The organism is Pectobacterium brasiliense (assembly GCF_016950255.1).
GTDB classification, from domain to species: domain Bacteria; phylum Pseudomonadota; class Gammaproteobacteria; order Enterobacterales; family Enterobacteriaceae; genus Pectobacterium; species Pectobacterium brasiliense.
The window spans coordinates 1,336,244-1,350,780 of the sequence record NZ_JACGFN010000001.1; the positions used below are offsets into that span (position 1 = coordinate 1,336,244).

Genomic DNA, 14,537 nt, shown 5'->3' on the forward strand with positions numbered 1-14,537 from the left:
AGAAACCCCCATGCCCGATTCCATTGCAACGCCACATCCTTTCCTTGATACAGACGCCTGGCCGGTGGTCTTCTTACACATGCCGGAACAGGTGCCCGATGATAAATCTGCGGGTTATATGGCGCAGATCGCTCAGCTGTATGCTGCGCAAGAACGCTTTGTTCTCTGTATGACGGGTGCCGACCTGCCCCATCGCTCCCCTGATTTTATGAATGCTTATCTTCAGTGGACGCGCGATAACGTCAGCCTACAACAGCAATACTGTGCGGGTGCGATTCGCATCGAAAGCGACGAAACCAAAAGACAAAAGTACGTGGAATGGGCGGAGAACTGGGCGCAGTCTGGGCAGGCGCCGTATGCCTATTTTGTCGTCGCCACCTCGCTTGAAGCACAGGCGCTGGCGATAATGCTGCTGGATCGCGACAAACCATGACGCCCAATTCGATGACACGCTACCTGCCCTATTGGTGTTTCTACCTCCATCAGGGCATGATCACCGCACTCATTATGCAAGGCGTGGCAGGCTATTTTCGCCACGCGGGGTTGGATCTTGCGCAGCTAAGCTGGCTGTCGCTGACCTTTCTGCCATGGATTGCTAAATGCCTGTGGGCACCGTGGGGCGAGCGTCACGCGCTTCCTCTACGCGGTAATCCCTATTTAGGCAGTCTGGTGCTGCTCCAGATCGCGATGGCAGCAACGCTGGTTGTGATTGGCGTCATCTCCCCCGAGCACTCTGTCCTGACTATCATCATGGCGCTGATGCTGTTGGCATTGCTCTCCGCCAGCCACGATATCTATGCCGACGGCATCACGATCTGCACCACCAGCGCCGCCAGTCGCGCGCTGGCGAATACCGCACAGGTCGGCGGCAGCTATCTGGGTATTCTGTTCGGCTCTTATGCGTTCCTGAGTATTGCGGAACAGGCAGGATGGCAAGGCGGCTTCTTCGCACTGGCGGGGCTGTCGCTGCTGATGCTCATCTTGCCACTGCGCTATATCCAGCAGTCCCCTATTCAGCACAACCAGACTTTGGATCGTCAGAGTCCGGATCGTCAGAGTCAGAAATCCGCACGCCCAACGCTCAACTGTCTGACGTTTAAAGCGCTCTGGCCAGTATTAACCTTCACGGCCATTTTCTATCTGGCGATGCGCGGCATGATGGCGCTACAGACCGTCATGCTGATCGACAGACAACTCAGCCTGAGCCAGTTGGGCATCGTCATGACCGTGTACAGCACCGCCGTCAGCGGCGTAGGGATTATGCTCGCCAACGTCCTGATTCGCCGTATGGGCGCGCTGCGCTGTCTGTTGCCCGTCATGGTCGTGCACGCTCTGCTCGCCATTGTGCTAGCCGTCGGCTACCCGCTGTATTCATTGAACACCTGGATCGCGATCTTTGGCGTGGTCAATCTGGCTGCCGCAATCGGGTTTGTCACGCTATACAACGCCCTGATGGGCTTAGTCAGACCGCATCAGCCTGCTTCCGACTATGCGCTGTTTCAATCGACCGATGCGGCTGTCGCCATGATCGTGTCGATTGCTGCGCTCCAGTTAGCGCATCACACAAATTACCAGACCACGCTGGGCGTGCTGGCCTGCTTCGCCGTCGCCAGCCTGTGGCCTGCCAAACGGCTATCTGTACGGCTTTCCCGCGCGTTTTCTGACGGTGCTGCACCAGCGATCATAAGCCGGCAGGGACAGGATTAACAAAACGGAAAAACGGGCAGGAAGCCTACTGTATTCGGGTTGAAATAGACCCGATACGGGTAGCTCAAAAAACGCAAACGATTATCATTTAACTTTCATCGTTCTCTGTCTTACGCGCTTTTCGTACCGCAATAAAGCGTGACGTGATGAAAACCGTTGCCTTTGACATCGATTTTAGTCTTTTCAGGGATTTAATAATGAAAATAACGCGTCTTTATCCGCTTGCCTTAACCGGCATATTTCTCTCTTCCTGTGCCTTTGCCGCTCAGGACGATACGCTTGTTGTCACCGCCAGCAAACAGTCGCCCTATTCCGCCTCGGCCAATAATGTCTCCTCCACCGTCGTGACGGCACCGGAGCTGAAAGATGCTGGCGTTACCAGCACTGACAAGCTGACCCGTGTGATGCCCGGCCTCAACCTCGGCAATAACGGTAGCCTGCTGTTCCCCTCCATCTCACTGCGCGGCGTGTCTTCCGCCCAGGATTTCTACAGCCCGGCGGTGACGGTCTACGTGGACGGTGTGCCACAACTCGCCACTAACACCGTACAGGCACTCTCCGATGTGGAAAGCATCGAAATGCTGCGAGGTCCGCAGGGAACGCTGTACGGTAAAAGCGCACAGGGTGGCATTATCAACATCGTGACTCAGCAGCCGGACAGCACGCCGCGTGGCTATGTAGAAGGCGGTGTCGCCAGCCGCGACGGCTATCACGGTAAAATCAACCTCAGCGGCCCCATTCAGGATGGCCTCCTGTATGGCAGCGTTACGCTGCTGCGTCAGGTCGATTCAGGCGCGATGACCAACCCCGCCACGGGCAGCGACAATCTCGGCGGTACAAAATCCAGCGTCGGGAATCTTCGACTGCGGTTGGCCCCTGAGGGTCAGCCGTGGGAAACCAGTCTGGCACTAACGGAAGACTGCACGCGCGCCACGCAGGATACCTATCTGCCGTTTGGCGATGCCAAAAACCGGACGCTGGAGATCGCTGCGGGCGCACCCGACCCGACATTGCGCCGCTGCACGCACAGCCAGTCGCTAAGCGGAAAATACACCACCGATAACTGGATCTTCAGCCTGATCGGTGCATGGCAGCAGCAGAATTACGACCGCACCTTCCCGAACGGTACGCTGATTGCCGATATGCCGGAGCGCTGGAATCAGGACGTGCAGGAACTGCGAGCCGCCACGCACGGCGCAGGCCGCGCGGTGGATATGGTATTCGGCCTTTACCGGCAGAACACGCGTCAGAAACTCGATCTGACCTACATCCAGGCAGGTTCTCCGTTTATGAAAAGCAATGCCAACACATCGTCGGAGACCTTAGCCGCCTACAGCGATCTGACCTGGCATCTGACCGACCGCATCGATCTGGGCGGCGGGCTGCGCGTATCGCACGATAGAGCCGAAACCCGTTATCGCCAGCAGTTCTCCGGCATGAACGTGGGTGACCGCAATAGCGTCGATGACGATCAGGTACTGGGACAACTCTCCGCCAGCTATCTGCTGAACAATGACTGGCGTGTCTATACCCGCGTCGCGCAGGGCTACAAGCCAACGGGCTTTAACTATTCGCCTGCCGCTGGCACGCAGGCCATTCCGTATAGTGCAGAGAAATCGATTAACTATGAAATCGGCTCGCGCTATCAGAGTGGCGATGTGCAGCTTCAGGGCGCGGTGTTCCACACCCACACGCGTGATATGCAGCTATATTCCGGCCCGGTCGGTATGCAAACGCTCAGCAACGCAGGTAGCGCCGACGCCAGCGGCGTAGAAATGATGCTGAAGTGGCAGTTCGTTCCCAACTGGTCATGGGATATCAACGGCACCTATGTCCGCTCTGAATTCGCTGGCGACAGTGAGAGCTATCAGGATAAACGTGTACCTTTCGTCCCGCGCTACGGGGCTGGCACTAGCCTGAACGGACTGATCGACACCTCGTTCGGCGCGTTAATGCCGCGTCTGGCCTTCAACGTGGTAGGGCCGCACTACTTCGACGGCGATAACGCGTTGCGTCAGGGGACTTATACCACCACCGACCTGCGCCTCAGTTGGCAGGCCACCGCTCGGGTGAATATCGCCGGCTATGTGGATAACGTCTTCGACCGTCGCTACCGCACCTTTGGCTTTATGAGCGGTACATCGGGCTACGCACAGGTCAACGAAGGCCGAACCGTTGGCGTGGACGTACGGGTTGACTTGTTCTGATTCCTGTCGTTTTATCGCGGCCTTTTAATCACATTACTATGTAGGTTAAAAGGCCGCGTCATGTGCCATTCCACCACCATTCTCTCTTACAATCCGTTACCGATTAGCCTTTCTCCTTTCACCAAAGTCATATTAATGACATCGCCGCTGCCCCATACTGGCTTATCACTGATTTATCATGCCTTGTTTTTCCCCGCTACTTAGCGCTTTCTGCGCCTGCTGGAGACCCGTCATGAAACGTAACACGATCTTGATCTTCACTGTTTCTGCCATCATTTTACTCACGGCCGCGGCAATAGGCTGGAAAGTTAGCCGAGGGAACAGCAATGCACTGTGGGAGATCGTCAGCGAACAATGCGTGCCCAATCAGCAGCGCAATGGTAATCCGGCTCCTTGTCTGGAAGTTAATCTGGCAGAGGGCTACGTGCTCTTCGATGACAGAAACGGTCCCTATCACGACTTGTTGCTCCCAACGGATAAAATTAGCGGCATCGAAAGCCCTGAACTCTTGCAGCAAAACGTACCTAATTTCTTTATGCAGGCGTGGGATCGACGCGGCCATCTTTCACGTGAAGCGGGCAAACCGATCAAAGATGACTACCTCTCGCTGGCGATTAATTCACGCTATGGACGCACGCAAAACCAACTGCATATCCACATTGCCTGCCTGCGCCCGGAAATTTATCAAACGTTGAATCAGCAATTCCCGACGCTCTCTGCCGACTGGAAAACGCTGCCGGTCAAAATCAACGGGCATACCTATCTGGCAAAAACGCTCACGGCGAACGAACTGACCCAAAGCGATCCGTTCAAAACACTCGATCGCTACGCCCAACAGCGGGATGAATCTATCGGCAAATACGGACTCGCAATGGTCTCCACGCCAGCAGGCGAAAAGGTACTGCTCGCCAGCAGCCTTGACGTGTTCAATATGAGTCTCGGGTCCGTGGAAGAAATTCAGGATTTTTCCTGTGCGCTGGCAAAATAGCCGCTGACCGCGCCAGACGGCGGCCTGCGTGCGCTGAAGCTCTATAGCAATCAATTTGCTATAACTTATGACTTTTTGTTCATTGCGTTGCCGGCCGACCTCCGCCTAAAAAGTGGGGAAAATCGATATGTTAGGTAGCTGCAACATGCATCTGGATTTACGGCAATTACGCAATTTTCTTGCACTGGCCGAACATGGTAGTTTTGTACAAGCCGCAGAGGCCGTCTGCCTGTCGCAATCGGCATTCAGCCGCAGCATTCAGGCGCTGGAACAAACAATGGGGCATCCGCTTATCGACCGCCAGAGCCGCCGTTTTGCACTGACGTGGCAGGGTAATACGCTGCTGCCGTTTGCGCGGCGTATGCAGGAGCTGTCGTGGGAATTGATGACCGACATGCGGCAAATCAGCGAGGCACAAGAAGGCGAACTCACATTTGGCTGCGGCCCCGCACCGTCGACCACGCTGATCCCCAAAGCGGTCGCGCATTTCCATGCCCTTCGTCCGCGCGCCAGAGTCACCTACAGTGTGGATAACTGGCAGTCCCTGCGTGAGCGGCTGCTGGCCGATGAGTGGCCTTTTATCGTTGCCGACACCTGGCAGGCCGAAATGGAAACCAACCTCCACGTACAGCCATTAAGCCAGCAGCGCTGCTTCTTTATCTGCCACTCTTCACACCCGCTGGCGCAGCAGGCAAACGTGACGCCGGACGATCTCCTGCGCTTTCCGCTCGCTTCCCCCTTTATGCCCGTTGGTATGCGCAAGGTGCTGGCGGCGTTAACGCGCCAGCCCGATTATCGACCACAGATTCAGTGTGACCATATCTATTCCGTCTTCAGCATCCTGCGGCATACGCAGGCCATCAGCTTCGCCAGCGAGGATGGCTTTGCGCTGGGGCGATTAAGCCATCAGTTGGTAGAAATTCCGCTGACGGGCACGCCGCCGGAATGGGGAAATATGCAAACCCGCTTCGGTATCGTCACCTGTTTGCAAAGAACGCTGCCACCGCTGGCTGAGTTGATGATCGAAAGCATACTGGCGCAGGACAGGCTGCGCTCACCGGCTCCGGCACTGCCGACCCTGTGAGCGCATTCGTGATTATTTCGTGGGATTACCGCTAGCGTCATATACCGCCCAGTTCGATTCCAGCCCTTTGGCTTTCAGCGCCCTATCAACAAACTGGCCGGCAAACCAGTCGCTGGCCGAGAATGTGTTGCGAATCAGCCCGGCTGCTTTCGCCCGCTCGATACTGTCCTGCAAGCTGCTGAGCAGGAACGGATCGAGACGCGGCGAGCTTTGGAAAGGGAGATCTTCCGCTTTCAGCTCTTCCTGAAAAATCGCCTGCGGAATCTGACTCTGTTCGGCCATTAGCGCGGTGTATTCCGGCAGGTGCTGCGCATCGCCGATCCACTGCGCATTGTCCACCAGCACATTCACCAGTTGCTGCGTCGTGCCCGGATAACGGTCGATAAAGTCCTGCGTCGCCAGCACGGCAGCCTGTGTGGTGTTCGGCCAGCCCAGCGCCCGGCTGGTGGTCACAATATTAATGCCCTGTTTACGCAACGCCAGCAGAGAGACGCCGCCCCACACCGCATCCACGCGTCTGGCCGCCAGCGCCGCTTTGCCTGCCGTCCAGTCAAGATTGATCACCCGTACGTCCCGCTCGTTCAGCCCGACGCTTTTAATCGCGCGCTCAAACGACAGCTGATCGGCCGTTCCCTTGTAGACTGCAATCCGCTTACCGCGTAAATCTTCAATGCGTTGAATACCCGATTCCGGCGTCGCCGCCAGATAAGAATTAGAGCCGCGCGATCCCACCAGCACCCGCGTCGGCAATCCCCCCGCCCGACCAATAATGGCCGCCAGATCGCCCAAATACACCACATCCAACTGCTTGTTTGCCAGCGCCTCATTCACCGCCGGGCCCGCGCCTTTAAAGAACGACCACTGAATCTTGATGCCCTGCGGCTCAAATTCTTTCTCCAGTTGTTTTTGAATATGTGCCAACCCCAGCGGCCCGCGGATAAAAGGCTTGCTGCCTGCGCTCTGATCCGGCAAACCAATGCGAATCTCCGTCGGCTTTTGTGCATCCTGCGGTGCGTCGTCGTTTGCCTGAACGGTGGAAACGAGTGCCGCACCCATCAGCAAGGCAGTACTTAACACCTTCATCCCCCTGCGCCAGCGGGAAGATGCCGTTATCGGCGAGGCAGTGAACAACAGGGTGGTTTGTTGCATACGGTTTTCCTTAATAATCCATTTCATCTGCCATGAAACTAGCGAACCGTCGACATCAGGCTTAAATAACATTTACAGGTTTGCTCAGCGGAAAAAAGCATAAATCAGGGGTGACGGGCTCGAGCCACGCATATGCATTTCTTGCACGGCGACCATCGCTTTATTGCATTGGCGTTCAACGTCGAAACCTGTTTTTTATTCCCTATTCATCCAGCTGCGATGGTTTTCGGGAATAAAATGAATAAGCCGATACTGCTGAAAAAAAACGCGATCGTCTGGCCTGCACTGCCGATAGCACGAGCCTATTCTCTTGTCATGCCAATACTTGTGGTGCCACTCATCGTGCCGCTGGCGCTGCTGGCCCTGTGGTATATCAGCACCCACTACGGTTGGATGCCCGCTCAGATTCTCCCGGCTCCCGATGTCGTCGCTAACACCGCCGTCGAACTCTGGCACAACGATCTCCTGCCGCAGCTCTTTATCAGCCTGCAACGGTTGGCGAGCGGCCTGCTGGCAGGCGTTCTGGCGGGAACGCTGCTTGGTGCGCTGATGGGCGCCTCGCGCCGCGCCGAACATCTGCTGCACCCGACGGTATACGCGCTGGCACAAATTCCAACGCTGGGCTGGATCCCGCTGTTTATGGTGCTGTTCGGGATTGATGACGGTTTAAAACTCGCGGTCATCATCAAGGCCGTGATTATCCCTGTGACGCTGCATACGCAAACGGGCGTGCGTAACGTGCCGCATGCGCTACAGGAAGTCGCTCGCACTCTGCGCCTGCCGTGGCATCAGCGTCTCATCAAATTAACGCTGCCCGCCGCGCTCCCCACCTGGTTAACCGGCTTACGGCTGGCGCTCTCGCAGGCGTGGGTGTCGCTGATTGTGGTCGAACTGCTGGCGTCATCTCAGGGCATTGGTTACCTGCTGGTATGGGGACGTCAGCTGTTTCAGTTGGATATTGTATTTGTCTGCATCGCCGTGATTGGGCTGGCGGGGCTGGCTATGGAGTGGGCAATCAATCGGCTGGAACGCCGTCTGGTCTTCTGGCCACATCCACCGCTCAGTCGCTTAACTACCGCACCGTCTCGTCGTTTATCCGCTTTGGTTTTACCTTTTCTGCTTCTGCTGCTCTGGCAACAGGCCAGCCGTTTTGGCTGGATAGACCCGCTGTTGCTGCCACCGCCCGCTGATGTATGGCACATGCTGCTGCAAGGCATCCGTGACGGTTCGCTCACCGAGGCGATGCAGGCCAGCCTGACCCGAGCGCTTGCCGGTGCAGTATGCGGCATTATTGCGGGGCTCGTGTGCGGTGTGCTGCTGGGGCTGAATGCCACCAGCGATGCCCTCTTTACACCTACGGTCGCGACGCTGCGCCAGATCGCGCTGTTTGCCTGGCTGCCGCTGCTGACCGCTTGGGTCGGCAACGATGAAGTCGGGAAAATCACGTTTGTGGCGCTGGCCTCATTCTTTCCCATGCTGGTGGCCAGCCATCGCGGTATCCGCCAGCGTTCTCAGGCTTTACAGGAAGTCGCACAGGTGTTGCAACTCCGTCTCTGGACACGCCTGCGGGTGCTGATCCTGCCGGGTGCCGCTCCCGCAATCTTTGCCGGTTTACGTCTGTCGCTGATTTACGCCTGGCTTGGCACCATCGGTGCGGAATATTTCATGTCATCCGGCACCGGGATCGGCAGCCTGATGATCAACGCTCAGCAGCTACTGGATATGCCCTTGATTATCAGCGGCATGCTGTTGATTGGATTAACGGGCGCGGTGCTCGATCGCGTCGGATTAGGTCTGGAACAGCGGATGACACGCTGGCGTTCCGCAGGAGAAATCGCATGACATCCACAACTCTTGACGTATCACCGCCGGTGGTGCAGTTCGATCGACTTCGTAAACAGTTTCGCGTACAGGGCGAGGCGTTAACGGTGATTGATGATTTTTCCCTGTCGATCCACAGCGGTGAACTGGTGGCGATTGTTGGCAGCAGCGGCTGCGGTAAATCCACGCTCTTGCGTATGCTGGTCGGTCTGGACAACGACTATCAGGGACGCGTGCTGGTCGAAGGGAAAACCGTGCGCGGCATCGGACGTGAGCGCGGCATGGTGTTTCAGGAACCGCGCCTGTTTCCGTGGCTGACGGTGCGGCAAAACATCGCGCTCGGGCTGGCAAATGAAGCCATCGACGAAAAAGAGCGGAAGCGTCTGATCGACCACTTTATCCAGCTCGTGCATTTGCAGGATTTTGCCGATGCCCTGCCCGCCCAGCTTTCCGGCGGCATGGCGCAGCGAGTGGCTATCGCACGTGGGCTCGTCGCCAATCCACGCATCCTGATGCTGGACGAGCCTTTTGGCGCATTGGATGCGTTGACCCGTCAACAGATGCAACAGGAGCTGCGCCGCATCCATCAGGCGGAGGGCACCACTACGCTGCTGGTGACGCACGACGTCGAGGAAGCCGTCTATCTCGCCGATCGCGTCGTCGTGCTGGCACCGCGACCGGGACGTATCCGCCAGATTGCGACAATTTCGCTGCCGCATCCGCGCCAACGTGACAGTCAGGCCTTCCACCAACAGTGCAGCGATTTGCTCGCCTTGCTGACGCAGCCCGCCGATACGGCGGCTCTCTCTTCTCTGAACACGTAAATACTGGAGCACCATTATGGGACACCCTTCCGTCTACCCGACCGGCACAACGATTTACAACCCGGAAAAAGCCTGGGGCGGCTACACCGTCTTTCAGGCACTGGAACGTGGCGCGGTACTGGTGGATATGAACGGCACCGAACTGCGCCTGTGGGAAGGCCTGCACGGCTTCCCCAATAAAATCCTGCCCGGCGGTTATATCCTCGGACACAGCGGTGAACGCGATTCGCGCTACGGCATGCAGGACATGGTCGATCTGATTCAGATCGACTGGGACGGCAACGTCGTGTGGAAATTCAACGGCTATGAGCACATTACCGATCCCGATCTTCCGCCTGAATGGATGGCGCGCGTCCATCATGACTACCAGCGCAGCGGCAATCCGGTCGGCTATTATGCACCGGGACAAGAGCCGCAGTCGATTGGCGGCAACACGCTACTGCTGGCGCATACCAACCTACACAATGAACGCATTAGCGACAAACTGCTGCTCGACGACACCATCATCGAAGTGGACTGGGAGGGCAACATCTTGTGGGAATGGCGTTGCAGCGACCATTTCGACGAGCTGGGCTTTGACGACGATGCGAAAACCGCACTGTACAACAATCCTAACCTGCGCAAAAGCGGCGGCGGCATGGGCGACTGGATGCACATCAACTCCATGTCGGCACTCGGCCCCAATCCGTGGTTCGATCAGGGCGATACCCGTTTTCACCCGGATAACATCATCTGGGACGCCCGCGAATCCAACATAATCGCCATCATCGACAAGCAAAGCGGCAATATCGTCTGGCAGCTTGGCCCCAACTACAACACACCTGAACTCAAACACATCGGCTGGATTATCGGCCAGCATCACGCGCATATGATCCCCGCAGGCTTGCCGGGCGCGGGCAATATTCTGGTGTTTGATAACGGTGGCTGGGCAGGCTACGGCGCGCCCAATCCGGCATCAGCCGACGGTGTGAAAAACGCCTGGCGTGACTATTCCCGCGTGCTGGAAATCAACCCGATAACGCTGGATATTGTCTGGCGCTATTCGCCGTACGAAGCGGGCATCCCCCATCCAACCGACGCCTTCCGTTTTTACAGCCCGTACATCAGTAATATCCAGCGCCTGCCAAACGGCAATACGCTGATTAACGAAGGCGCCAACGGCAGACTCTTTGAAGTCACCGTCGATCACGAGATTGTCTGGGAGTTTATTTCCCCCTACTGGGGCAAAACGGTGAACACCAACATGCTGTATCGCGCCTACCGCGTGCCCTACGAGTGGGTACCACAGCTGTCGCGTCCACAGGAAACGCCGGTGATCGCCCCCGACAACACTCAGCTACGTCAACCGGGAGCCGCCGCCCCCGGCTTCGCCAGCGTCATTCGTATTGAGGGCACGCGCCCCTACAAAAAGAGCGGCGATGCCCTGTGCGTCGCGACTGACAGCGAAGACCTCAAGCGCAGCCCGAAACTCTTTGCCGTCAACCGTGAGCGTTTTGCTCCACTGACCGCCGACGACTGGCCTGAACTGGCAGCCCAACAAGGTCCACAGTTGCTGCTGGTCGGCGCAGAGCGCTGTGTCCACTGCAAGAGCCTCTACCGCCAGTTAGAAGCGATTCTGGATAACGAGGAATACCGCAACTTGCCGAGCCATTATCTGGATGCCGATCATCACATTGCCCTCGCGGAGCAATTGGCGGTCAGGACGCTACCGACCCTGCTATGGCTCGTCAGTGGTGAAGAACAGGCTCGCCTGAGCGGTGCACAGCAGCCCGAACGCCTGCGCCAGTGGCTCACCGAGCAACAGATTTAACTCTCACACCTTGAACGCGATCTCGCTCCCAGTGAGATCGCGTCGTTACTTTCATTTCTCACTTTTCTTGTGTACATCCTTCCATATCGACGCAGTCTTCCTCCGCACTTCTTCCCTGCCCGTATCCGCCTCTTTTACCATTGCCTACAGATTATTCAGGGACGGAAAAACAGCATGGCCGCGCATGATGCGATTTTTAAACAGTTTCTCAGCGATCCCGCTGTCGCAAAGGATTTCTTCGCCATTCATCTGCCAGAAGAAATCAGGAATATCTGCGATTTCAGCTCGCTACAACTGCAATCGGCCTCTTTTGTAGACGAGGAACTACGCGCAAGAATATCGGATATGCTGTATTCAATTCAGACCACCGCAGGGCAAGGCTATATCTATTGTGTGATTGAGCATCAGAGTCGCCCAGAAAAACTGATGCCATTTCGCCTGCTGCGCTACGCGCTGGCTGCTATGCAACAGCACCTCTCTCAAGGTCACGACACTTTGCCGCTCGTCGTTCCTTTACTGTTTTATCACGGCCAGCGTAGCCCTTATCCCTATACGCTGCGTTGGCTCGACGGTTTTACCGACGCTATTCAGGCAGAAAAACTCTACAATTCATCCTTTCCTTTGATTGACCTAACGGTAATCCAAGATGAGGAAATCAAGACGCATCGCCGCGTAGCGCTACTGGAGTTAGTACAAAAACACATTCGCACGCGAGATATGCTGGAACTGGCGCAGGATATCGGGCTATTATTTGAGCGCTGGCAGGTGCCACTACCGCAAAAAAGAGCGATTCTGTTTTACATCGCGCGGAGCGGCAATACATCAAGGCCGGCAGAGTTTATTGAGACGGTTGCGCAGTCTCTGTCAACGGATCGGGAGGCGATCATGACCATCGCACAGCAGCTTGAGAAAATCGGGTTTGAAAAAGGCATCAAACAAGGTATGAAAGCCAGTGCTCGACACATTGCTCGTCAGCTTCTGCTTAGCGGCATGGAACCTGCTCAGGTCAGCCAGATTACTCAGTTGAGCGCGACGGAACTGGCACAGCTTGTTGACTCATCGAACGAGTAGGCTCTAAAAATACACGCCACGAGATAGTCCGCACTTCCCTGCGATTATTCTCCCCCTCATTTTTTCATCATCGGCGCGGTCGACTATGACGGCGTCTCTGCGCCAATTTATTCGCGCTGGATCACATTTCCTTTGCATCACTTCGTTGTAATTTGTTATGTTATTACATATCGATTTACACTGCCCCTATACGTTATCTATGATTAACCGGAACAGACACACAGACGCCATTCTTCAGGTAGAAAACCTGAGCCTGTCCATGGGCGGTGAAACCAAAGTCAGCGATATCAGCTTTACGCTGTTCGCGGGTGAACGTGTCTGTTTACTCGGGGCGTCCGGTTCTGGTAAATCCCTCACCGCCAAAGCCGTAATCGGCACACCGCCGTCGGGCTGCCAGATTCGTGGCAGTATTCGGGTGAATGACGAAGAGGTTGGTCAGTTGAAAGCGCTGGCACGCCCATCGGTTAGCCGCGTTTCTGCCGTGTTCCAGGACTCGGCAACGGCGCTCAATCCCCTCATGCCGTTGGGAAAACAGCTGTCACTGGCGTTGAAAACCACCTCTTCCGCTGAACTTTCTGCGCTTCTGGCTGCGATGAAGCTGGATGATATCCCCAACCTACTGCAGCGTTATCCTGCCGAACTGTCCGGCGGTCAGCGTCAGCGCATTTGCATTACCCTTGCATTGCTCGGCAAGACGCGCCTACTGGTAGCAGACGAACCCACCACCGCGCTCGATGTCATGACCCAGCAGCAGGTATTGACGGTCTTACAGGAACGTAGCACGCAGCCGGATGCTCCGGCCCTACTGTTTATTACGCATGATATCGCCGTTGCCGCCCAGCTCTGCCAGCGTGGTCTGGTGATGGAAAACGGCCAGATCGTTGAATCCGGCAGCATGCAGCAACTACTGAATGCACCACAGCAGCCCTATACCCGTAGTCTGGTCGCTGCCGCGCGTCGCGCTGACACGCTTTTATCTGACACTCTATTATCCGACAGGATGTTACCTGCTGCCGGAGCACTCGCCGGATGAACCACCACCTGCATGCGGTTCCCTCACCGTTTTTAAGTCTTGAGCACGTTAGCCGCTATCGCCAGACGCCACGTTTGCCGTGGCAAAAGGCCGATCCCGCCAGTGCGATTTTTCACGACCTGTCGCTAAACCTGCAACAGTACGAACGCGTCGGGCTGGTTGGTGCGTCCGGCTGTGGTAAATCCACGCTGCTAAAAACCCTGCTCGCGCTTGAAGCGCCGGAGCGTGGCGCGGTGTACTGCGACGGCAACCTGATTACGCCCGGTTCGGTGCGTTCGCTGCTCTGGTATCGCCGCCGCGTTCAGTACATTCCGCAGGATCCGGCAGGCTCGCTCGCGCCGCGTCAGCGCGTCGCCGATCTCCTCATAGAGCCATTGAAGCGACTCCGCCCCGATGAAGTCCGCCACGCTAATGGAAATCATTCTGCCCGACTGGGCGATGTCATGGATCAGGTAGGACTGAGCGTCACGCTTCTGGATAAGGTCGCCGGACAGCTTTCCGGAGGACAGGCACAACGCGTTGCGCTGGCGCGAGCGCTGATCGTTAGACCCGAGTTTTTATTGGCAGACGAGCCCGTCAGCGGCCTGGACTTGCCGCTGCGCGAACAGATTAAAACCCTGCTTCAACAGATTACCGAACAAAACAAGATGGGCTTGCTGATGGTCTCGCACGACATTTCCATGCTCGCCGGGCTATGCGACAGAATGCTGGTCATGGACGGCGGACGCATTATTGAAGATCGCCCTACAACCGAGGTGCTGGCTTCGCCGCAGCAGGCGCACACCGCCCGTCTGTTGCAGGCCGTTCCCGCCCTATCGACGTCGGGCTATTAGCTCGCTGAAA

The 14,537-nt window shown here is 56.6% G+C and carries 12 protein-coding genes; 11 read left to right on the forward strand and 1 reads right to left on the reverse strand.

Annotated elements, in window-relative coordinates; translation table 11 throughout:
- Positions 1-10: 10 nt before the first annotated feature.
- The 5 genes from H4F65_RS06115 to H4F65_RS06135 all read left to right on the forward strand — a co-directional run bounded on the left by H4F65_RS06115 (position 11) and on the right by H4F65_RS06135 (position 5,986).
- The gene (locus H4F65_RS06115; RefSeq protein WP_010286593.1) at positions 11-433 is read left to right on the forward strand and encodes a hypothetical protein; all 423 of its coding nucleotides are present in this window, start codon (positions 11-13) and stop codon (positions 431-433) included.
- Complete coding sequence (locus H4F65_RS06120) at positions 430-1,707, forward strand: MFS transporter (RefSeq protein WP_010286591.1); 1,278 nt, start codon at positions 430-432, stop codon at positions 1,705-1,707. Before H4F65_RS06115 ends, H4F65_RS06120 begins: the two co-directional genes overlap by 4 nt.
- 197 nt (positions 1,708-1,904) lie before the next feature.
- Complete coding sequence (locus tag H4F65_RS06125) at positions 1,905-3,914, forward strand: TonB-dependent siderophore receptor (protein WP_039320373.1); 2,010 nt, start codon at positions 1,905-1,907, stop codon at positions 3,912-3,914.
- Positions 3,915-4,146: 232 nt separating this feature from the next.
- Positions 4,147-4,902 carry a CDP-diacylglycerol diphosphatase gene (locus tag H4F65_RS06130; RefSeq protein ID WP_010285590.1) on the forward strand — a complete coding sequence of 252 codons (756 nt, stop codon included), beginning with the start codon at positions 4,147-4,149 and terminating at the stop codon, positions 4,900-4,902.
- Between the two features lie 145 nt (positions 4,903-5,047).
- A complete protein-coding gene (locus H4F65_RS06135) occupies positions 5,048-5,986 on the forward strand; it encodes a LysR family transcriptional regulator (protein WP_039320420.1) in 939 nt (312 codons plus the stop codon).
- A 12-nt stretch (positions 5,987-5,998) separates the two neighbouring features.
- Here H4F65_RS06135 and H4F65_RS06140 read toward each other — a convergent pair whose 3' ends face one another.
- On the reverse strand, positions 5,999-7,135 hold the full coding sequence (locus tag H4F65_RS06140; protein WP_039320417.1) for an ABC transporter substrate-binding protein: 1,137 nt from the start codon (positions 7,133-7,135) through the stop codon (positions 5,999-6,001).
- Between the two features lie 237 nt (positions 7,136-7,372).
- Between H4F65_RS06140 and H4F65_RS06145 the strand changes: the two genes are divergently transcribed.
- From H4F65_RS06145 to H4F65_RS06170, 6 genes are all read left to right on the forward strand, one after another.
- On the forward strand, positions 7,373-8,977 hold the full coding sequence (locus tag H4F65_RS06145; RefSeq protein WP_039320415.1) for an ABC transporter permease: 1,605 nt from the start codon (positions 7,373-7,375) through the stop codon (positions 8,975-8,977).
- Positions 8,974-9,780: an ABC transporter ATP-binding protein gene (locus H4F65_RS06150; protein ID WP_010285582.1), complete on the forward strand. Its 807-nt coding sequence runs from the start codon at positions 8,974-8,976 to the stop codon at positions 9,778-9,780. The genes H4F65_RS06145 and H4F65_RS06150 overlap by 4 nt, the downstream gene beginning before the upstream one ends.
- A 16-nt stretch (positions 9,781-9,796) precedes the next feature.
- Positions 9,797-11,590, forward strand: coding sequence for an aryl-sulfate sulfotransferase (locus H4F65_RS06155; protein WP_010285579.1), 1,794 nt, complete (start codon positions 9,797-9,799; stop codon positions 11,588-11,590).
- A gap of 174 nt (positions 11,591-11,764) precedes the next feature.
- Positions 11,765-12,661, forward strand: coding sequence for an Rpn family recombination-promoting nuclease/putative transposase (locus tag H4F65_RS06160; protein ID WP_010285576.1), 897 nt, complete (start codon positions 11,765-11,767; stop codon positions 12,659-12,661).
- A 199-nt stretch (positions 12,662-12,860) separates the two neighbouring features.
- A complete protein-coding gene (locus tag H4F65_RS06165) occupies positions 12,861-13,694 on the forward strand; it encodes an ATP-binding cassette domain-containing protein (protein ID WP_172645015.1) in 834 nt (277 codons plus the stop codon).
- The gene (locus tag H4F65_RS06170) at positions 13,691-14,527 is read left to right on the forward strand and encodes an ABC transporter ATP-binding protein (protein ID WP_010285571.1); all 837 of its coding nucleotides are present in this window, start codon (positions 13,691-13,693) and stop codon (positions 14,525-14,527) included. Before H4F65_RS06165 ends, H4F65_RS06170 begins: the two co-directional genes overlap by 4 nt.
- Positions 14,528-14,537: the final 10 nt, after the last annotated feature.

Coding starts and splice junctions, on each gene's coding strand:
- H4F65_RS06120 (WP_010286591.1), top strand. CDS start 430: ATGACGCCCAATTCGATGACACGCTACCTGCCCTATTGGTGTTTCTAC.
- H4F65_RS06145 (WP_039320415.1), top strand. CDS start 7,373: ATGAATAAGCCGATACTGCTGAAAAAAAACGCGATCGTCTGGCCTGCA.
- H4F65_RS06140 (WP_039320417.1), bottom strand. CDS start 7,135: ATGCAACAAACCACCCTGTTGTTCACTGCCTCGCCGATAACGGCATCT.
- H4F65_RS06155 (WP_010285579.1), top strand. CDS start 9,797: ATGGGACACCCTTCCGTCTACCCGACCGGCACAACGATTTACAACCCG.
- H4F65_RS06170 (WP_010285571.1), top strand. CDS start 13,691: ATGAACCACCACCTGCATGCGGTTCCCTCACCGTTTTTAAGTCTTGAG.
- H4F65_RS06130 (WP_010285590.1), top strand. CDS start 4,147: ATGAAACGTAACACGATCTTGATCTTCACTGTTTCTGCCATCATTTTA.
- H4F65_RS06150 (WP_010285582.1), top strand. CDS start 8,974: ATGACATCCACAACTCTTGACGTATCACCGCCGGTGGTGCAGTTCGAT.
- H4F65_RS06135 (WP_039320420.1), top strand. CDS start 5,048: ATGCATCTGGATTTACGGCAATTACGCAATTTTCTTGCACTGGCCGAA.
- H4F65_RS06165 (WP_172645015.1), top strand. CDS start 12,861: ATGATTAACCGGAACAGACACACAGACGCCATTCTTCAGGTAGAAAAC.
- H4F65_RS06115 (WP_010286593.1), top strand. CDS start 11: ATGCCCGATTCCATTGCAACGCCACATCCTTTCCTTGATACAGACGCC.
- H4F65_RS06160 (WP_010285576.1), top strand. CDS start 11,765: ATGGCCGCGCATGATGCGATTTTTAAACAGTTTCTCAGCGATCCCGCT.
- H4F65_RS06125 (WP_039320373.1), top strand. CDS start 1,905: ATGAAAATAACGCGTCTTTATCCGCTTGCCTTAACCGGCATATTTCTC.